We start from the raw sequence: 19,527 nt of genomic DNA on the forward strand, positions 1-19,527 counted from the left end.
GGGATTGCGCTCCACAGAAGACTTCAACAAAGGGGACAGGACCATGACCGTTACGGTTTACACAAAGCCGGCCTGCGTTCAGTGCAACGCGACCTACCGCGCGCTGGACAAGAAGGGCATCGCCTACCAGAGCGTCGACATTTCCCAGGACGCGGAAGCCCTTGAGCGCCTGAAGTCCCTGGGCTACATGCAGGCCCCCGTTGTCGTCACCGACCAGGACCACTGGTCAGGTTTCCGCCCGGACAAGATCGAAGAACTGGCACAGGCTGCCGCCGTCGCTGTAGCCTGAAACGCCCTGTCGCCTGAAAAGCCCAGGACGCCGCTACCAGGCAAGAATTCACGGTAGATGAGGTGACCACCGTGGCTGTAAAAACTGAAGATCGGGTGGCTGCCACGGCTGACAGCGGGGAAGCGGTCAGCACGGCAGCACCGGCCACCACAACGCACTGCCGGCTCATCTACTTTTCCTCCACCTCCGAGAACACCGCACGCTTCGTAGCGAAGCTGGGCGTCGACGCCGCCAGGATCCCCCTCTACCCGAGGGACGCTCCGCTGGTGGCCCGGGAGCCCTACGTTTTGTTGCTCCCGACCTACGGCGGCACCGGGGGAGAGGGATCTGTTCCAAAGCAGGTCATCAGGTTTTTGAACGATCCGGGCAACCGGAAGCTGATCCGCGGAGTGATCGGCGCAGGAAACACCAATTTCGGGGACAACTACTGCATGGCAGGCGACATCATCGCCACCAAATGCAAGGTCCCGCACCTATATCGCTTCGAACTCATGGGGACGCCGGAAGACGTCAACCGCGTACAACAAGGATTGGAAGAGTTTTGGACACGACTGTCGCAGACAAAGCAGTAACTGAGGGCGCAGGCCTGCACGCCGGCACCGGCGCCGCCGCTGTTGAGAAGCAGGAACAGCAGAAGAAGCACGAGATGCCGGCCGCCTACAAGGGCCTGGGCTACCACGAGCTGAACGCCATGCTGAACCTTTACGGCCCCAACGGGGAGATCCAGTTCGAGGCCGACCGCGAGGCCGCGCACCAGTACTTCCTGCAGCACGTGAACAACAACACCGTGTTCTTCCACGACCTCGAGGAAAAGCTCGACTATCTCGTTAAGAACGAGTACTACGAGCGCGAAACCCTCGACCAGTACACGATGAACTTCATCCGCGAGCTCTACAACCGCGCGTACAAGAAGAAGTTCCGCTTCGAGACCTTCCTCGGCGCGTTCAAGTTCTACACCTCCTACACGCTGAAGACGTTCGACGGAAAGCGCTTCCTGGAGCGCTACGAGGACCGCGTCTGCATGGTGGCCCTGCACCTGGCCCGCGGCGACGAGAAGCTCGCCACCCAGATGGTGGACGAGATCATCGAGGGCCGCTTCCAGCCGGCCACCCCGACGTTCCTGAACGCCGGCAAGCGCCAGCGCGGCGAGCTGGTCTCCTGCTTCCTGCTCCGCATCGAAGACAACATGGAGTCGATCGGCCGGTCCATCAACTCCGCGCTGCAGCTCTCCAAGCGCGGCGGCGGCGTCGCCTTCGCGCTGACCAACATCCGCGAGGTCGGCGCGCCGATCAAGCAGATCGAGAACCAGTCCTCCGGCGTCATCCCCGTGATGAAGCTCCTCGAGGACAGCTTCTCCTACGCCAACCAGCTCGGCGCCCGCCAGGGTGCCGGCGCGGTGTACCTGCACGCGCACCACCCGGACATCTACCGCTTCCTGGACACCAAGCGCGAGAACGCGGACGAGAAGATCCGCATCAAGACCCTCTCGCTCGGCGTCGTCATCCCGGACATCACCTTCGAGCTGGCCAAGCGGGACGAGGACATGTACCTGTTCTCCCCGTACGACGTCGAAAAGGTCTACGGCATGCCGTTCTCCGACGTCTCGGTCACCGAGAAGTACTACGAGATGGTGGACGATTCCCGGATCAAGAAGACCAAGATCAAGGCGCGCGAGTTCTTCCAGACCCTCGCCGAGATCCAGTTCGAATCCGGCTACCCGTACATCATGTTCGAGGACACCGTGAACCGGGAAAACCCGATCGACGGCAAGATCATCATGTCCAACCTGTGCTCGGAGATCCTCCAGGTCTCCCAGCCCACGACGTACCACGATGACCTGTCCTACGACCAGACCGGCAAGGACATCTCCTGCAACCTGGGCTCGCTGAACATCGCCAAGACCATGGACTCGCCGGACTTCGGCCTGACCATCGAAACGGCCATCCGGTCGCTCTCGGCCGTCTCGGACATGTCCAACATCACCTCGGTGCCCTCGATTGCCCGCGGTAACGACCAGAGCCACGCGATCGGCCTCGGCCAGATGAACCTGCACGGCTACCTGGCCCGCGAACGGGTCCACTACGGCTCCGAAGAGGGCCTGGACTTCACCAACATCTACTTCTACTCGGTGGTGTTCCACGCGGTCCGCGCCTCCAACCTGCTGGCCATCCAGACCGGCCAGACCTTCGGCGGCTTCGAGAAGTCCAAGTACGCCTCGGGCGAGTTCTTCGACAAGTACACCGAGCAGGAATGGGTCCCGCAGACCGAGAAGGTCGCGGAGCTGTTCAAGAACATCCACATCCCCACGCAGGATGACTGGCGCGAGCTGAAGGCCTCCGTCATGGAGCACGGCATCTACAACCAGAACCTGCAGGCTGTGCCGCCGACCGGCTCGATCTCCTACATCAACAACTCCACCTCCTCGATCCACCCGGTGGCGTCCAAGATTGAGATCCGCAAGGAAGGCAAGCTGGGCCGCGTGTACTACCCGGCGCCGTACCTGACGAACGACAACCTGGAGTACTACCAGGACGCGTACGAGATCGGCTACGAGAAGGTCATCGACACCTACGCCGCCGCCACGCAGCACGTGGACCAGGGCCTGTCCCTGACGCTGTTCTTCAAGGACACCGCCACCACGCGCGACATCAACAAGGCCCAGATCTATGCCTGGAAGAAGGGCATCAAGACCATCTACTACATCCGTCTGCGCCAGCTCGCGCTGGAAGGGACCGAGGTAGAGGGCTGCGTCAGCTGCATGCTGTAGCTTCAACTAAATCGTTACAGTACGACGGCGGGCGCCCGCCCGCCGTCGTACGCTTTAACTAAGAACTAAACCCAACATTTAGGGGATGACATGACCGAAAAGGTCAAGCTGCTTAGCCACGTCGAGGCGATCAACTGGAACCGCATCCAGGACGACAAGGACGTGGATGTCTGGAACCGCCTGGTCAACAACTTCTGGCTGCCGGAGAAGGTGCCGCTGTCCAACGACGTGCAGTCGTGGGCGACGCTGACCCCGGACGAGCAGCAGCTCACCATGCGCGTGTTCACGGGCCTGACCCTGCTGGACACCATCCAGGGCACCGTCGGCGCCGTCTCGCTGATTCCGGACGCCCTCACCCCGCACGAAGAGGCCGTCTACACGAACATCGCGTTCATGGAGTCCGTGCACGCCAAGAGCTACTCCTCCATCTTCTCCACGCTGGCCTCCACCAAGGAGATCGACGAGGCGTTCCGCTGGTCCACCGAGAACGAGAACCTTCAGAAGAAGGCCCAGATCGTCATGGACTACTACCAGGGCGACGACCCCCTGAAGCGCAAGGTGGCCTCCACGCTGCTGGAGAGCTTCCTGTTCTACTCCGGCTTCTACCTGCCGATGTACTGGTCCTCACGGGCCAAGCTGACGAACACGGCTGACCTGATCCGCCTGATCATCCGCGACGAGGCCGTCCACGGCTACTACATCGGCTACAAGTTCCAGAAGGGCCTCGAGGGCCTGTCCGAGGAGCGCAAGCAGGAGATCAAGGACTACACGTTCGAGCTGCTCTTCGAGCTGTACGAGAACGAGGTCCAGTACACCCACGACCTCTACGACTCCGTCGGCCTGGCCGAGGACGTCAAGAAGTTCCTGCACTACAACGCCAACAAGGCACTGATGAATCTGGGCTACGAGGCCATGTTCCCGGCCTCCGTCACCGACGTGAACCCGGCCATCCTCTCCGCCCTGTCGCCGAACGCTGACGAGAACCACGACTTCTTCTCGGGCTCGGGTTCGTCGTATGTGATCGGCAAGGCTGTCAACACTGAGGATGACGACTGGGACTTCTAGTTCCTTTCTTGTTCAGAGCAGTCCTGAAACGGCCCCGCACGCAGACGCGTGTGGGGCCGTTCTGTTCCATTTCCCAATCCAAATGGCCACGGCTCACAATGGTTGGCCAACCACACCTGCCGAGCCGGCCCCAGGCAAAACCCCGGCCAAGGACCTGAAGATCGGCTGAAGCTGATCAACGGCCCCGTACGAGCCTGATTGTCTGCACGAGGATGCCTAAGTACAGAAATAACGCGACAAAGTTTGGCCTCATTCCCGCCGTATTCAAGGTGTCCAGGAGGTTGGTGATTGCAAGTGCAAGGCCGATGCCGGACAGGGCCAGCGCCGCAATAGGGGGAGCCAGGGATTTGCTGCGTCGTGCTGCGATGTTCCAAATCCCGCCAACGAGCAGGGCGAGAATGAAAAGGACATTAAGGGCGTCGAATATGACGACTTCGGCCCTCTCGCTCTCGCTGAGGGTGCCGATGAGGGGCCCGTACAGCGTGTACAACCAGACCATGCCAAACGCTGCGAGCGCACCCACTACAAGGAGCCCGATTCCGATGCCGGTCCGTCCCTTACGGGAACGCTTGGCGTCTTCAGTCTCCGCTGCAATGGCTGAGTAGCCCGGGTGTGGATATTCAGTGCTCATGTGAGTTCCCCTCGAGAGTGCAGGGAGTCCCCAATGCCCCCAGCTGGGAACAACGTAGCAGCCTAGGGAACTTCCTGGTGCCTAAGGTCACTGTCAACAAAGGAGTTGTTCCGTATTCACTTTTTCCAAGCAGTCAACAAGACGAGGACCCGCCGTCACTGTCGTGAAGCGCTTTGTGCTTAGAACTGGGTGGTGCCGCGCAGCCGGCGGGGGCGGCCGTCTGGGTCCATGAGGAGGCGGCTCATCGGATCTGCCCAGAGGCGTTGGCGCGGCGACACCGGCTCTGGCGTGTGGTGGCGCACGTGTCCGGCGGGTCGGGGGGCGCCCCGGCCCGCTTCATGCCAGCGGTCGAGAGCGTCTGCGGTGGTATTCCAAAGTTTGAGCCCGGCCTCCGGGTCGACGAGCCGGGGATCGTTCTGGTCCAGGCCCAGGTGTTCGGCCCAGAGTTGGAGCCGGAGCCCGTGAGCCAAAGGCCGGAAAGTGTCGTGTCTGTTGTCAGTGCCGGGCGCGTCCCGGTTTTCGACAGTCGTGTCGAATACGGCGCAGGTGAGTTCGCTGTCGTTGGTCCAGGACCGGCGGTTGAAGTTGTCTGAGCCGCAGGTGAACCAAGTGTCGTCGATGATGCAAATCTTGGCGTGGACATAGATCGGAGTTCCCGCGCGGTTCTCCAGGTCGAACACGCCGACCCTGTCGGGCGCGACCCGACGCAGCATGCTGATGGCACGCAGTTGCCCGATCCGGGCCGCCGGCCCTGCGAGCGGCCCATCAGCGTCGGGGTAACGGGGGACGACGGCGATCACGTTCAGGTCGGGATTCCGGTCGAGGGCCTCCGCGATTCCGGCTGCAACCTCTTTCGACCACAGGTACTGATCCTCGACGTAGATCAGCGAGCGGGCACGGGCGAAGGCTTTCGTGTAGGCGCGGGCAATGCTGCGCTCCCCACCAGGCGCGAACGGAAACGGGGGACGCCTAACGCCGTAGGTGCGCAGCAGCTGCACCGCGTGGGGGCCCGCCGGTGGTGGCGGAGGAGCAGAGGCCGGGAGCGGTTCGGGGTGCCGGGGCATACGGGCCAGTCGTTGCAGCAGCATCCGGTAGGGGGTGCGTCGGTCCAAGGGATGGGGGTCGTTCCACCGTTCAGCGAACACTGCCAGCACATCTGCCACCACGGGGCCACGCAGTTCGAGGGCGGCATCGTGCCACGGCGGTCGTTTCCCGTACCGGGAATCCATGCTCACAGCTTGCGGGTCGCCGTCGTGGTCGGCATTGTCCCGACGGCTGTGGGAAAGGTCGATCCCGCCAACGAACGCGACGTCCCGCGACGGATTGTCACGACGGCGGATGACGAAGATTTTTTGGTGATGGGAGCCAAACAGGCGTACACGCTGATCCAGAAGCACCTCTCCGCCGGCGTCGTTGACCTGACGACTCAGGAGCTCATTGGATCGGCCGCTGATCGGGGCCGACACGCGCTCTCCGTGGGATCTCCAAACAAGGCCCCGCACTTCCACACCCGCGCCGGCCAACCCCGCGAGCACGTCGCCGATCGACGGTCCGTCCGCCAGCAGCCGCTCGTCGGCGTCGCCACGCCAGTCGGTGAACCATACGCGGTCTCCCGCCTTCAGAGCCGTCAACTCCTCGTGCAGCCGGGCGAAGTAGGTCGCTCCATGGATCAGGGGCAGCACGAGATTGCCCTCCGACCACGGCGGCGATCCGGCGCCGCCCGCGTGCACGTCCGTGGCCAAATTCCCCCGCTCAGCGCGGCTCAGAAACCACGCACCAGCATCACTGTCCACTCAGTCCTTCTTTCGGCGCCCGAGGCCAGGCCACTAGTGTCCGGTCTTCAAAGTAGCGACTGTGCTGCCTAATGTCACCGACCGGGTCAAAGCTGCTCTCCGGCCCTACCGGGATTGCGCTGGTCGGCCTATCGTGTTCCTGACACAGCCCGAGGGAAAGGAACGACGATGTTCACCCTGCAGATTAGCTATCCGGTCCGGGACTACGAGGCTTTCAAGAACGTCTTCGACAGCGATCCCGCGGGCCGCGCCGCCTCGGGCGCCCGGTCTGTCCGCTTGTTCCGGGATGCCGAGGACCAGAACAGCGTGGCCGTGCTCCTGGACTTCGACACCAAGGACGCCGCGACCGGCTTTCTGGAAAAGTTGCGCAGCCAGGTGTGGGACAAGCCAGAGGTGATAGGGCAGCTGATGACGGCAGCGCCGACAGCCAGGATTCTGGAAGAGGTGGCCCGCGAAGGCCAGGGCGCGGGCTGACGGCTGTTGGCGAGGTGCGCCGGCTAGAGGCCGATACAGGCCTGCTCCTTGAGGAGTTGGGCCTCCCGGTCGGCGCCCTGGCAGATCATGGACGCGAGGCCGTAGCCGTGCTGGGCAACGTCAAAAGTACCGCCGGCCAGGCTCTGCATCATTTCCCGAATTGGGTTGATTAGGGCGATTGCCAAGCGGATCTCCTCACTGATTTCCGTAGCGGACTCTGCGCTGCATCCCGCCGTCGAGATCTTCTGCAGCCCGTCCACCTCAGCTAGAGCGATCCGACGGCGGTCCATTCATGAGGGTTCCTTAATGCGCACTTCATCTGGACCTCATGCTCCTCGTTCATGCTGGTCACACAATCTGATGCGGCACTTGGAGCTGATCCGATGAGCTGGTACCTACCCGTCCCGCAATATGCCGACGAAGCTACTGGCACAACTTGGCGCGTCAGCCGGGCCTGGTTCGACAAGAAGCCAGGAAACTACGTGCTGGAGGTCGTGAGCCAGGGCCGGACCCGCGCTCTCCGTGGAGCCTATCTGCGTCAGGGGCGCTTTGAACTCGTGCCGCTGGACGATCCCGAACTGCCCGCCTTGCGGGCGGAAGCCCAGGAAGGCGAACTCATTACATATCGGCCCCACAGGCGTGCGGTGGTCCGGGCGGAGGGCCATTACATAAAGATCTTCCGGCCAGGGCAGGCCATCGCGTCCGCCGAACGCTGCGCTCGCGTGGACATTCTCCTGGACGCCGGCGGCACCTTCACGACCCCCAGGATCCTCCGCCGCTCCGAGGACGTCATCGCTTTCAGCACCGTCCCGGGACCGACCCTGCACGAGCTGAGTGAGGATGACTACACGACCAGCGATGAATCGTTCGCACGGGCATGGGAGAAATGGGCGCGCTCGTGGGTCGCTCAGCTGAGCGTCCCGCCCGGCAACGCCGCACGCAGCGTTCTGAACAGCCTGCCGCTCCGCTCAGCAGAGGTGGAAGCGGAGTATCTGCGGCGATGCGTGAACCGCTGGCTTCGTCACTTCGAAAACGTGCCGGAAATGTCGCCTCAAGTCAGTGCCTTGCGGGCCGCAGCGGAGGATGTGACGAAGAATTTGCTACGGACGGCCCCGGATCCGCTGGTGTGGTCCCACGGAGACCTGCACAGCAAGCAGATCATCGTAGTCGACGATCGGTCCCCGCTCGGATTGCTGGATTTTGACGAAGGAGCCCAAGCAGAGGCGGCCCGCGATCTGGCCAAGATGGATGTGCGCTTGGAGCTGCACCGGCGCCGCAACGACTTGTCGTCGGCACGCTACCTTACGGCTCACAATCAAGTGTTGGCCGTAGCCCAGGAACTGCATGTAAATCCGGACCGGTTCCATGCCTACTCGGACACCATCTGGCTCCGGGAGGCATTGGTTCCGCTCCCCGGGCGACTAGCCATGGCCACCGCCGTTCTCGACGAAAAGGCAAAGCATTATCAGACCACTGAGGCGTAGCTTCCGTCAGCTCAAGGGTCCGGGGCTGCGCGGGGATCTGCAGGGCGGTGTTCGGGACGTTCCTCGGTATCCCCGATCCGTTCGGGACCGCCGACTATTTCCGTACTAGCTTTGCCGCCGATCCGCACGCCGCCTTCGCCGACGGTCGACGTGTGTCACTGCGTCCCGTCTGCGCTGAGTTGGCGCTCGGACAGGTTTTGAGGCTGTCAGAATGCCAGGTTCCAGGCCTAGGCTTCGTCGTGCCGGGAGTAGGAGGAGCCGGAGGGCGTCCGGTCCAGTAGTCCGAAGTCGATCATGTAGCGCCGCAGCATCACGACGTCATCGGTGTAGCTGAGGAGCCGTTCATTTACCTGCTTTTCCGTTAGGTGTTCGCCCGGCTCGATGGCTTCGCTGACGATCCAAGCCAGGAGCTCCCGCCGTTCCGTCATGTTGGCTGGATACCTCTCGATCCTCCCCAAGCGCATAAAGCGGGCCAATCCGGTTTGCGGCTGTCGCCGGGGTTGCTGCGTGAGAAGGTCGCGGAAGATCGCCTCGGGCGCCACCAGTTCGTTGGCAGCATTGCGTTCCACGAGTCCCGACTCAAGGAGGGCAGCGGTGGCCCGGTTTCGTCGGTGGTCATTCAGGTCAGCAAGCACGTCGTGGAGCTTGGCGCCGAGCACTATTTGCGCGTAGGCGGTCCGCGCGTCGTTGTTGGCGAGGGCTGCCACTACTCGCCGCCAGTGCGGTCCACTCATCATCGTCGTTCCGGTCACAGCGCTTTCCTCACTCTGCACTTGCCCCCGCCTGTGCTGGTCACGGGTACTTGGTCAACAGCCAAAATCGTAGTCCTGCGCGGGAGTGGCGGACAGTGCCTGCAGACGGCGTGCTGATGGCCCGGACATTGACGGGTGGCCGTTCAGATGGATTGGAGCAGGCGGTATTCCGGTACTGGATCGGGCAATGGGTGCCAGGCGGTGAATTGGTGCCAGTCGGGGAAGGGGTCCACCGGCAGATCTGGGTCCGGACACTCCGGCAGGCCCGGGCCCGCATCCTCGAGCAGGCCCGGGTCCGCATCCTCGGGCAGGCCTGGCTCCGGGTCCTCCGGCAGTCCTGGGTCCGGATCCTCGGGCAGGCCTGGTTCCGGGTCCGGGGGCAGGTCCGGGTCCGGATCCTCGGGCGGGGCCGGGTACGGATCCTCGGGCGGGGCCGGGTACGGATCCTCGGGCAGGTCCGGGTCGTGGCCGGGTTCCGGGCGTGTGTCCGTGGCCGGGATGTCGGGCAGCCAGTCCTCGGGCCAGCGGGGTGGCTCCCAGTCCTGGTGTTCGCTGGGATAGTGCCGCCCGGCCGGGGAGGTCCAGCCCGGCGGGTGGTCCTTGCTGGCCCCGGCCGGTGTCCAGGCGGAGGCGTGTTTGAGCCGGTGGTGTCTCGGGCAGGGCTGGCCCAGGTTGGAGATTCCGGTGCTGCCGCCGTCGGCCCAGGCCAGAATATGGTCTGCCTCGTTGTCCAGGGAGTGGTTGCCGCAGCCCGGGAAGGGGCACCTGCCGTCGCGGAGCCGGAGCCAGTGGCGCTGGGCCGTCGTGAGGCGGTAGCTGGTCCGGCCGATTTCCAGCGGTGCCCCGTCCCGGGGGTCGGTCAGGACCCGGTGGAAGGAGCCGGCGCCGTCGGCGATCAGGCGGCGGGCCATCGACGGCGGGATCGGCCCGTACCCGTCCAGCACGGCCGGTTCGTCCGTGGCGCCCAGCAGGGACAGGACCGGGACGGTGACCAGGACCTGCGCCCGCGGCGACGGAACCCCACCCCCTGCCAAGCCCGCACCCGTCCCCACACCAGCACCCGTACCCGTGCCGCCGGTGGTGAGGAGCCAGGTGGCGGTGATGTCGGCGCGGAGCTGGGCCAGGGTCCGGGGCTCGTCCGGGCCCTGCAGGGCGCGGGCCGCGGCGGTGGTCCGTTCCCAGATCCCCGCGGCGGTGTCGGCCGGAAGGTGCGCGGAGAGCCAGGCCATGCCGTCCCGGTCCGGGACGAACTCGACCCGCCGGTCCGCGGCGCTCGTGGCGTGGCGTGTCTCGATGCTGGCCGGGTGGTGGCGCTCGCGCCAGGTGCGTGCCTTGGCCCGGAACCGGGCAGGGACGAGGTCCCCGGCCGGGCAGCCGCGGGCCGCGTTCGGTGCGGCGGGGTCCAGGAAGTGCGCTTCGAGCCCGGCCGCGCCGGCCCGGTCCAGGCCGGCGGTTTCCTCCACGAGGATCCGGGCATGGGCCCAGGAGATCGTCCCGGCCCGCAGCGCGGCCAGGGTCAGCGGCAGCGCCGCCGTCAGGGCCCGGGACTCGGCCAGCAGGGCGCCGGCGCTGCGTTCGCTGACCGTCAGGACACACGCGACCTCGGCCACCAGGGCCATCTCCTGAACGGCACGGTCCCGCGCGGACGCCGCCGGCGGGGCCAGGAACCTGGCCGCCTGCGCGTAGTCGGCGGCCAGCTGAACCTTCAGCGCCGCGGTCCGGGCCTCCAGCCGAGCCACCTCGGCGAGCCCGTCCAGGCAACCTTCCGCCAGTCCCCGCAACGGATCCGAGTCCGGCAAAGAATCGACGACCGGCGGATCGGCGTGGCCAGCGCCCGATCCGGCCAAGGCAGCCAGCCCGGCAACGGACTCGGCGACGGCCTCCACGGCCGCCCCGCTCTCCGCACCCAACACGGTCTTGCTCTCCACACTCAGATCATCTCAGGAGGCACCGACAATATTTGATGAGACCGGTCTTGTAGCCACATGACTAAGGCACTGACTTACGTCCGCGGATTTCAGTTGCGGCAAGCCGCCAACGATCAACGCGGGCGGAGTGCCGGGAGCGGCTTTAAATGCCGGGGACGCCACGCCGCGCCCCCGGGCCGCGCCCGCGCCCCGGACCCCGCCGACGCCACCGAGCAGCCGGCAGCCCCTTCTGACGGCCGGCGAGAGGGCAGCCAACGCCACCGGTGCGAGTGTTGAGTGTCGCACGCCTGCGTAGTAGCGTGACAAGAACTGTCAATACGCGTAACACGGACTCGGGAGCGATCATGGCACATATGACACGTGGGCTGGTGGCTGTCACGGCGGCCCTGGCATTGAGCGTGACGGGCGGCGTGCTCGCCCCTGCGCAGGCCGATCCGCGGGAAATCGCAAAGACGTCAACCGCCACTGGGTACGGCGGTGCGGTGAGCACCGTGGACCCGGAGGCATCCGCGGCGGCGATCGAGGTCCTCCGCAAGGGCGGCAACGCGGCGGACGCCGCCGTCGCCGCAGCCGCGACCCTTGGCGTGACTGAGCCCTACAGTGCCGGAATCGGCGGCGGGGGCTACTTCGTGTTCTACGACGCGAAGACCGGAAAGGTGGGCACGATCGACGGCCGCGAGACCGCACCGGCAGGCATGCCGCACGACGCGTTCATCGACCCGGCGACCGGCAAGCCGTACAACTTCACTCCCGAGCTCGTCACAAGCGGCGTCTCTGTCGGCGTCCCGGGCACCCCGGCCACCTGGGCGCGTGCCCTGGACCGGTGGGGCACGTTGAGCCTCGGCGATGCCCTGAAACCCGCCATCAACGTGGCGACCCGCGGGTTCGTGGTCGACAAGACGTTCCGCCAGCAGACCCTCGACAACAAGGCCCGGTTCGAGGCCTTCACCTCGACCAGCAGCCTCTACCTCCCGGGCGGAGACGCCCCCGCCGTCGGCAGCGTCTTCCAAAACCACGACCTCGCCGAGACATACCGGCTCATCGCGAAAAAGGGCACGAACGGCTTCTACGGCGGACCGCTCGCCGCCGAGATCGCGGCCACGGTGCAGGCTCCGCCTAAGACGTCCAAAACCCAGCTGCCCGTTCCGGCAGGCCACCTGACGACGGCGGATCTCGCCGCATACCGCGCCCTGGACCAGGCGCCCACGCACGTGGACTACCGCGACCTGGACGTCTACGGCATGGCGCCCTCCAGCAGCGGCGGCACCACGGTAGGCGAGGCGCTGAACATCCTGGACCCCTCCAACCTGTCCGGGATGTCCACGCCGGGCGCCCTGCACCACTACCTCGAGGCCAGCGCGCTTGCCTTCGCGGACCGTGGCAAGTACGTGGGGGACCCCGCGTTTGTCGGCGTCCCCACCGCCGCGCTCACTGACCCTCTGTTCGGCAAGGAGCGCACCTGCCGGATCGACCCGCTGCACGCGGCAGCGAAGCCTGTTGCGCCGGGGGACGTGTCCGCGTACGACGGCGCGTGCCCGGCCGCCGCCGTCGCGCCTGCGGTCGAATTGGACACGGAGAACATCTCGACGACCAACCTGACGGTCGCGGACAAGTGGGGGAACGTGGTGGACTACACGCTCACGATCGAGCAGACCGGCGGGTCCGGCATGGTGGTCCCCGGCCGCGGCTTCCTGCTCAACAACGAGCTGACCGACTTCTCGACCGTCTACGACCCGGCCGACCCGAACCGGATCGAGCCGGGAAAGCGCCCGCGCTCGTCCATGTCGCCGACCATCATCCTCAAGGAGGGCAAACCGTTCCTCGCCCTCGGCTCGCCCGGCGGATCGACCATCATCACCACCGTCCTGCAGACCATCCTGAATCGGGTGGACCTGGGCATGACCACCTCCGAGGCGATCGCGGCACCGCGGGCCTCGCAACGCAACGCGGCCAAGGTCACGGCCGAGCCGGAGTTCATCGCCAAGTACGGCAGTCAGTTGGCACCCTTTGGCCATCAGTTCACGCCGTCGGGGGATGCGTTCACCTCGGCAGCGGAGATCGGCGCCGCGACCGCCATCGAGTTCCTGCCAGATGGCGGCATGGTCGCAGCCGCCGAGCCCGTGCGGCGCGGCGGCGGATCCGCGATGGCCCTCAAGGCGTCGCGGAGGTAGGCCGCGCAGCTTGGGGAAGTCGGGGAAGGGGCGTCAGCGGGGTTCTTACCCCACCAGCCGGAGCGGCCGTGCGCCTAGCTGGACCGTGATTTCCTGTCCCCAGGATGCGGTGAGGCGGTCATCTTCCATCCCGTCACCGAACACCACGAGCTGGTCGGATGCAACAGTGATGCGGAGTGTTTCGCCTGCCTCCAGGACCCCCTCGGTCAAGGAGGTTCCGGTGATGGGGGAGGGCCATGCCTCCCGGACGAACCATGCCAGTCGGGGGTCTGTTGGCGACGGCAGGGGGCGTCCGCCGCGGTCGAGGGCGATGGATGCGCACCAGCCCGTGGCGCCGGTGCCGGTCGAGACGATCAGTCCCGAAGAAGAATGGCGCTCGGCCCGGCCCGCCGGGGTCGTGAGCCGGTATCGGGCCGACTGGTGGGAGGCGTGCCCGATGAAAACCTCGTTGAGCCCCGAGAGTTCCTGCCCGTCGTCGAGCCGTGCCGTCACAGTTGCGAGTTCCTGGCACTGCAGCCGCTGCACGGTCCCGGCCGCAGCGGCCTCTTGCAGGAGCCTGGCTGCCGCCTTGGGTGTGTGTCGAACCAGGACGCCTGGGTTTGCTTCCGGTTCCGGGTCGACCCCGATGACGGGCTGGGAGGTGAGGTACTTCGCCGTGTTGGCCACAAGCCCGTCCTGACCGACAACGGCGATGACGTCCTCCGGTGTGAGCAGGAACCTGCTGAGGTCTGCGCGTTCCACTTCGGCGTGCCGCCATTCGGCCGGAACTGCGGCGCGGACGCTCGCCAGTGCTGCGTTGAGCCGGTCGTGGCGCTCCTGCACGTCTTGGAGGGTGCGGCCGCGGGTGCGGAGGAAGAAATCGGCCTGGCCGCGGGTGGCGTGCCGGTCCAGGAGTTCCTGGAGTTCGGTCCGCCGGTGGACGATGACGAGGCGGGGGTTTGCCATGTCAGGATCCTAGTTCTCGAAGCTGCCGGTGGTGCTTGCCACCACGCCGGCGGCAGCAGCCGGAACCGCGCCGCCCGCGGGCTCCCTGAACAGTCCGGCAAGTGCCCCGCTGAGCAGGTCTGGCGTGATGGTGAGGTTGCCGATGTTGGGCAGTGATCCGGCTGCGTCGCGCAGGGCCAGTGCCAGCAGAGTGGCCTGTTCCATGCCGCTGTAGACCTCCATGGTGGCGGCCTCACGCGCCGCTGCCGCCTGGCCTACGAGCCGGATCTGGTTCGCTTCGGCGGAGGCGCCGATGCCTTTGCGTTCGGCCGAAGCCTCCGCCTCGATGAGTCCCGCTGCGGCCTTTTCCTCCGCCTGGCGCCGAGCGTTGGCGCCTTCCTGGGCAACCAGCTGTTCGCGCCTGGTGGCCAGCTCGATCTGGCTCGCCATCTCGTTCTCGGAGATGGTCCGTTCACGCTCGACGGCGACTGCCCGGCGTTCGTAGACGGCGCGGTCTGCTTCGGCCTGAAGCTGTTCGCGGACCGGCGTCTGCAGGGCCCGTTCGACGTCGGACTCCGGCCGGACCGCCAGGACCTGCACCCCAAGGATCTCGATGCCGGTGGACAGGAGCCGGGTGTCAGCGCGCAGGGCCTCGGTGAGGACGTTGCGGAGCTGGCTGACTCCGCGTTCCAGCGCCTCGGCCAGCGTCGTGGTGGCGATCTGGTCGATGGCGTGGCTCTGGCACAGCTGGCCAATAATCGTGGCCACCTGCTCCTTCCCGGTCGACGGCGCCGCGCCGGCCGGCTGGAGGCCGAAGTCCAGCCGGTTGGAGACGGCCACCGGGTCGATGAAGCGGTAGGTCACGTTGGCCTGGACGCTGACGTCCTGGTGGTCTCGGGTGATGGCGTGGAAGAGGGTGGGCAGTTCCTGATCGTCCACGGGAACCTCGCTGAGCACTGAGCTCGCCGGCCGGAACCAGAAGGCCTGGCCGACTCCCTGGTGCTTGACCTCGCCCTTCTGCAGGTGGACGACATAGCCGGTGGGGCTGCCCAGGAAGTGGCTGATCCAGGGGTAGCGCTTGATGCTGGCCATGGGATTCTCCTAAACCGTTCAGTGTTGTCGTCAATTTGACGATAACTAAACTGTAGGGCCTTGCCCGATTTATTGTCAATATGACGATAAATATCTACGATGGGTTCATGCCTGAATCCCACCCGGCGCCCGCGCGCTTCCCGGTGACGGTCGACGTCGTCGCCCTCACCGTGACCGACGACGTCCTGAAGGTCCTGCTCATCACCCGCCTCATTGAGCCCTTCCGCGGCAGGCTCGCCCTGCCCGGCGGTTTCGTGCTGGCGGGGGAGGACCTGGCGACGGCGGCGGGACGTGAGCTGACCGAGGAAACCGGCGTCGTGGGGGTTCCTGGCCATCTGGAGCAACTGGGGAGCTACGGCCCGAAGGGGCGAGACCCGCGGGGGGATGTGCTCACAGTGGCGCACCTGCTGCTCGCGCCCAACTTCCCCGTCCTGTCCGCCGGGAGCGACGCCGAGCACGCTGCCTGGTACCCGGTCAGCCAGGTGCTGGACGGCGAATTACAGCTCGCGTTCGACCACGAGCGGATCCTCGTCGACGCCTTGGAGCGGGCGAAATCAAAGCTCGAATATTCGCCGTTGGGGGCGGCCTTCTGCGGCGACGAGTTCACCATTGCCCAGCTCCGGGCCGTGTACGAGGCCGTCTGGGGCACGCGGCTGGACCCCCGGAACTTCCACCGGAAGGCCACGGGAACGCCTGGTTTCCTGGAAGACACCGGGCGGATGACGACAGGGGACGCCGGCCGCCCTGCCGCGCTCTTCCGGCTCGCTGAAGCAGCCCGCCAGGCAGCAGGCCAGCCAGCACGGGCCGTGCTCAACCCACCGCTCATGCGCCCGCGTGCCTGACGCCCCACCAGCCAGCAAGGTGTCGAGGGTTCAGGTTGGTACACCTGGTGTCCACGGCCGTCCAGGAGCCCTCCGCTACCGGAGTGTGCTCCTTGGCGTGTTGTGGGAATGCGTCGGGGCCGGTCCTGGAATCACGCGAGTTTTCGCTACCGCTTGCTGTGGCATCGCCGGGCGGTCGCCTTGGCGCAGCCAGTCGTCAAAGAACGCGTCGAGCTGCTGGCCCGAGGCCTTTTCCATCACGGCTTCGAAGTCTTCCGTCGTCGCCGTCGAGTCGTTGTAGCGGCTCAACCACATCCGGGTGCCGCGGAGGAATGCCGCGTCGCCGATCTCAGCGCGCAGCGCGTAGAGGGCAGCCGCCCCGCGGAGGTAGACCTGGCCCGCGAACAAGTTGTCGCGGCCCGGGTCTGCGATGTTGAGCGCCCAGCGGTTGTTCGCGTCGAGGTATGTCACCGCGTCCCCGAACTGTTCCGGCATCGTGGCCGTGCCTTGGTGCTCGGCCCACAGCCACTCGATGTACGTCGCCCAGCCCTCGTTCAGCCAGATGTCCTGCCAGTCGGACGGGCTCACCGCGTTTCCGAACCACTGGTGCCCGAGTTCGTGCACCACCGTGTATTCGTCCGCGACCTCCGAGTAGACCGGCCGCGTCTGCGTCTCCAGCGCATAGTCGACCGTGTCGTCGTCGACGATCGCGCCGAAGGCCTCGAACGGGTACCGACCGAACTGGCCTTCAAGGAATGCGATCATCTTGGGCTGCAACGCAAGCGACGCCTTCGTCTCGGCCAGTGCCGCGCCCGTCACGTCCGCGTCGATCGCGTTGATGATGGGCAGCCCGTGCGGACCGACGTCGTAGGACAGGGCAAAGTCGCCGACGTTCGCCGTCGACAGGTAGCTGGCCATCGGGTCCGAGGCCTTCCACGTCCATGTGGTCCATCCGGCCTTCGTCGCCGGCCTGCCGACGGGCAGGCCGTTGGCCACGGCCGTCTTCCCCGCCGGCACCGTGATGCGGAACGTGTAGGTCGCCTTGTCTTCAGGGTCGTCATTCACGGGGTACCAGGTCGCCGCACCCTCGGGCTCGTTGACCACCATGGCGCCGTCAGCGGTGGTGACCCAACCGTAGAGCGCCCCGGTGGTGTCGAGCGGCCGGCCGGTGATTCCGCCGTACTCGATCACGATCGACGTCGTCTGTCCGGCCTTCAGCTTCGGCCGCAGCCCGATGGTGAGTTCCCAGATCCGGTTCGCGTCGTCTTGCACTTGGGACCACTTGGCGGCCTTGCCATCGACGTGGACCGAGGTGACGCCGAGGCCGCGCAGGTCGAAGTTGAGCGACTCCAGGTTCTGCTTCGCACGGACGGTGACAGTCGCGACCCCGCTGAGGCGGCCCGCGAGCACCGCGGGATTGGCCGGAGGCGCATAGCGGAGGGCGAGGTCGTAGTTCAGGACGTCGTAGCCGCCGTTGCCGGCGAACGGGAAGTACTCGTCGCCGCTGCCGGGAGCGCCCGCAGTGTAATGGGGGCTGTCGTGGCTGGGGGCGGCCTGCGCAGTCCCGCTGATTGCGCCGACGCTGGCCACGGCCAGCACGACGGTGACCGCAGCACGACGCAGGAGCCTTCTGAAGTGCTGCCCCATGACCGCGCCCCCAATGCCGTTGTGGAATGTCGCCCATGATCCCCACAGCAACTTTGGAAAACCTTGGTACCTGTCCGGGGGAATGGCAGGAGGCCGGCCAAAGCCTGCGGATGGTCTGTCCGGAACAACGCGTCAGGCGGGGACCACGCTCCCGCGCCGGCGGCCTCGGCCAGGGCAGCCTGCTTTTATCCCTCGCAGTCCGTGCAGTAGATATCGTTGCCAGACTGCCGGGCGATCTGGGAACGGTGCCGGACCAGGAAGCAGGAACTGCAGGTGAACTCGTCGTTAGCCTGCGGGATGACCTGGACAATCAGCTCTTCTGCGATGAACTCGCCGCCGGGGACTCCGGCCCCATCCAGCCCGTCGGCCTCGTCGAGTTCCTGGACGACGCTGCGGGCGTCCGGCGCGTTGGCGGACTGCAGTGCTTCCAGGGAGTTTTCCTGGGTTTCCTTGACGTCCGAGCGGACTTCGTCGTAATCGGTTGCCACTTGGCCTGTTCTCATTTCTCGAGTCTTAACTAGGCTAAGTGCAACGTACGGCACCCCGCGGTTGTTCCACAGTCGGGGGCAGAATCCACGCCGTGCGGCGTTCGCCGGCCATCCCATGGGCGCGGTGCGGGGCGCCGCCGCAGTTCGGGCCTAGGATCAACGGAATGATGCAGGGACCAATCGACGCCGCTGACGGGAAGAACTCGCTCAGCGTCGATGCAGGAATACTCAGGAGCCTCTGGCGCCCGGGTTCCTTTGTGGACGCCGCCGACGCCCGGGACGCCATGCTTGCCGTGGACCGGATCAGTGGCGGGACGCCGATGCCAATGCTCTCCGAGATGACCGACGTGGTGTTCAGCGCGGCGGCCAGATACCAGTTCGCACAGAGCAGGGGCGTGGTGGCCATCGCCGTCCTCGGGTCCAGCACAGTCGACAGGGTCATCGCTTCCGCCACGAGCCGGGAGACCAAGTACCCGCACGAGTTCTTTACCTCCAGGACCGACGCAATCGCATGGCTGCGGGAAGTCATCCAGGACCGCGATTAAGCACTGCCACAGGGCACGGCGCCGGCATCAAATCCGCCCCCGACCCGAGACAGACCGGTCTTTCCCGTTGTAATGTGTCTTCACGGTCTTCCGCCCCGCCGGCTCCAGGAATGTACGCAGGGCTCTCGGGATCGTGGCCGGTTCCGGGCTCTGCCGGAACGGGAACAAAGGAATGCCAATGTCCACTGAGTTGTCGTCCCGTGCGGAACCCTCACACGGACACACACCCACGGACGCGTTGGTCAACGAGTCGGAGGACAGCCGGGCGCGGGGGATACGCCTGCAGGCCGCCGGGATCATCGCCGAAGTGCTGTCTGATTCGTCGCCGGGGCAGGCCCGTGCCCGGGATCAGCTGTGCCGTTTGTTGCAGGCCTACCCGGGCCGGCCTGAAGTTGCGCTGGCGGAACACCTGATCGCGCTCCGGGAAGAAGCTGCCCAGGGCCGGCGAACCGACCTGACACTCGTCACGGATGAAGCGGCGGCGGAAACGCCCGCGCAGCCATCGAGGCCAGGCGCCGGACGGTCGCCAGGTCGCCGTTCGGCCGCCCGCCAACCCCTCCTGCATCATCGTCCCACTGAGCGCGTGCGCTATGGCCGCACGGACGGAGGCGTGCTCGGCGGCGTCTCCGGGGAGGGTGCCTAGGCCGGGCAAGCCA

General features: G+C 66.0%; 19 protein-coding genes. 10 read left to right on the forward strand and 9 right to left on the reverse strand.

Annotation, left to right across the window (positions count from 1 at the left end; translation table 11 throughout):
• Positions 1–43 precede the first annotated feature (43 nt).
• From nrdH to nrdF, 4 genes are all read left to right on the forward strand, one after another.
• Entirely contained in the window at positions 44–289 is a 246-nt protein-coding gene (gene nrdH / locus C560_RS0103540) for a glutaredoxin-like protein NrdH (protein ID WP_018773329.1), read from the forward strand.
• 167 nt (positions 290–456) lie between these two features.
• Positions 457–861 carry a class Ib ribonucleoside-diphosphate reductase assembly flavoprotein NrdI gene (gene nrdI, locus C560_RS0103545; protein WP_231494270.1) on the forward strand — a complete coding sequence of 135 codons (405 nt, stop codon included), beginning with the start codon at positions 457–459 and terminating at the stop codon, positions 859–861.
• Between the two features lie 74 nt (positions 862–935).
• Positions 936–3,056 (forward strand): class 1b ribonucleoside-diphosphate reductase subunit alpha, encoded by a 2,121-nt coding sequence (gene nrdE, locus C560_RS0103550; RefSeq protein ID WP_026537148.1) that lies wholly within the window; start codon positions 936–938, stop codon positions 3,054–3,056.
• 90 nt (positions 3,057–3,146) lie between these two features.
• Positions 3,147–4,121, forward strand: coding sequence for a class 1b ribonucleoside-diphosphate reductase subunit beta (nrdF, locus tag C560_RS0103555; RefSeq protein ID WP_018773326.1), 975 nt, complete (start codon positions 3,147–3,149; stop codon positions 4,119–4,121).
• A gap of 175 nt (positions 4,122–4,296) precedes the next feature.
• Here nrdF and C560_RS0103560 read toward each other — a convergent pair whose 3' ends face one another.
• The gene (locus tag C560_RS0103560) at positions 4,297–4,752 is read right to left on the reverse strand and encodes a hypothetical protein (RefSeq protein ID WP_155855736.1); all 456 of its coding nucleotides are present in this window, start codon (positions 4,750–4,752) and stop codon (positions 4,297–4,299) included.
• Positions 4,753–4,931: 179 nt separating this feature from the next.
• A complete protein-coding gene (locus C560_RS0103565) occupies positions 4,932–6,545 on the reverse strand; it encodes a phospholipase D family protein (protein WP_026537150.1) in 1,614 nt (537 codons plus the stop codon).
• 168 nt (positions 6,546–6,713) lie between these two features.
• On the opposite strand from C560_RS0103565, the gene C560_RS0103570 reads away from it, so the two are divergent.
• Positions 6,714–7,019, forward strand: coding sequence for a hypothetical protein (locus C560_RS0103570; protein WP_026537151.1), 306 nt, complete (start codon positions 6,714–6,716; stop codon positions 7,017–7,019).
• A gap of 23 nt (positions 7,020–7,042) precedes the next feature.
• Here the strand turns inward: C560_RS0103570 and C560_RS23290 are convergent, their stop codons facing one another.
• The gene (locus C560_RS23290) at positions 7,043–7,204 is read right to left on the reverse strand and encodes a hypothetical protein (RefSeq protein ID WP_155855737.1); all 162 of its coding nucleotides are present in this window, start codon (positions 7,202–7,204) and stop codon (positions 7,043–7,045) included.
• A gap of 156 nt (positions 7,205–7,360) precedes the next feature.
• Here C560_RS23290 and C560_RS0103580 point away from each other — a divergent pair, with 156 nt between their 5' ends.
• Positions 7,361–8,503, forward strand: coding sequence for a phosphotransferase (locus C560_RS0103580; RefSeq protein ID WP_231494246.1), 1,143 nt, complete (start codon positions 7,361–7,363; stop codon positions 8,501–8,503).
• Positions 8,504–8,730: 227 nt separating this feature from the next.
• On the opposite strand, the gene C560_RS0103585 is transcribed toward C560_RS0103580, so the two are convergent.
• Together C560_RS0103585 and C560_RS0103590 are read right to left on the reverse strand one after the other, a co-directional pair.
• A complete protein-coding gene (locus C560_RS0103585) occupies positions 8,731–9,255 on the reverse strand; it encodes a DUF2087 domain-containing protein (protein ID WP_026537154.1) in 525 nt (174 codons plus the stop codon).
• A 143-nt stretch (positions 9,256–9,398) separates the two neighbouring features.
• Positions 9,399–11,183: a DUF222 domain-containing protein gene (locus tag C560_RS0103590; protein WP_231494247.1), complete on the reverse strand. Its 1,785-nt coding sequence runs from the start codon at positions 11,181–11,183 to the stop codon at positions 9,399–9,401.
• 344 nt (positions 11,184–11,527) lie between these two features.
• Here C560_RS0103590 and ggt point away from each other — a divergent pair, with 344 nt between their 5' ends.
• Entirely contained in the window at positions 11,528–13,354 is a 1,827-nt protein-coding gene (gene ggt, locus C560_RS0103595; protein ID WP_026537156.1) for a gamma-glutamyltransferase, read from the forward strand.
• 45 nt (positions 13,355–13,399) lie between these two features.
• Here ggt and C560_RS0103600 read toward each other — a convergent pair whose 3' ends face one another.
• Positions 13,400–14,299: an inorganic polyphosphate kinase gene (locus C560_RS0103600; RefSeq protein WP_026537157.1), complete on the reverse strand. Its 900-nt coding sequence runs from the start codon at positions 14,297–14,299 to the stop codon at positions 13,400–13,402.
• 9 nt (positions 14,300–14,308) lie between these two features.
• The gene (locus C560_RS0103605; RefSeq protein ID WP_026537158.1) at positions 14,309–15,370 is read right to left on the reverse strand and encodes an SPFH domain-containing protein; all 1,062 of its coding nucleotides are present in this window, start codon (positions 15,368–15,370) and stop codon (positions 14,309–14,311) included.
• A 107-nt stretch (positions 15,371–15,477) separates the two neighbouring features.
• Between C560_RS0103605 and C560_RS0103610 the strand changes: the two genes are divergently transcribed.
• Positions 15,478–16,212 carry an NUDIX hydrolase gene (locus C560_RS0103610; RefSeq protein ID WP_026537159.1) on the forward strand — a complete coding sequence of 245 codons (735 nt, stop codon included), beginning with the start codon at positions 15,478–15,480 and terminating at the stop codon, positions 16,210–16,212.
• Positions 16,213–16,287: 75 nt separating this feature from the next.
• Here the strand turns inward: C560_RS0103610 and C560_RS0103615 are convergent, their stop codons facing one another.
• Positions 16,288–17,838 (reverse strand): M1 family metallopeptidase, encoded by a 1,551-nt coding sequence (locus tag C560_RS0103615; protein WP_026537160.1) that lies wholly within the window; start codon positions 17,836–17,838, stop codon positions 16,288–16,290.
• Positions 17,839–18,023: 185 nt separating this feature from the next.
• Positions 18,024–18,326, reverse strand: a complete 303-nt coding sequence (locus C560_RS0103620; RefSeq protein ID WP_018773286.1) for a DUF4193 domain-containing protein — start codon at positions 18,324–18,326, stop codon at positions 18,024–18,026.
• Positions 18,327–18,490: 164 nt separating this feature from the next.
• On the opposite strand from C560_RS0103620, the gene C560_RS21155 reads away from it, so the two are divergent.
• Together C560_RS21155 and C560_RS0103630 are read left to right on the forward strand one after the other, a co-directional pair.
• On the forward strand, positions 18,491–18,871 hold the full coding sequence (locus C560_RS21155; protein WP_051532987.1) for a DUF7793 family protein: 381 nt from the start codon (positions 18,491–18,493) through the stop codon (positions 18,869–18,871).
• A 178-nt stretch (positions 18,872–19,049) separates the two neighbouring features.
• A complete protein-coding gene (locus C560_RS0103630; RefSeq protein WP_026537161.1) occupies positions 19,050–19,514 on the forward strand; it encodes a hypothetical protein in 465 nt (154 codons plus the stop codon).
• The last annotated feature ends 13 nt before the right edge of the window (positions 19,515–19,527 follow it).

This window comes from Arthrobacter sp. 9MFCol3.1, from assembly GCF_000620385.1.
In the GTDB taxonomy this organism is placed as follows: Bacteria; Actinomycetota; Actinomycetes; order Actinomycetales; family Micrococcaceae; genus Arthrobacter.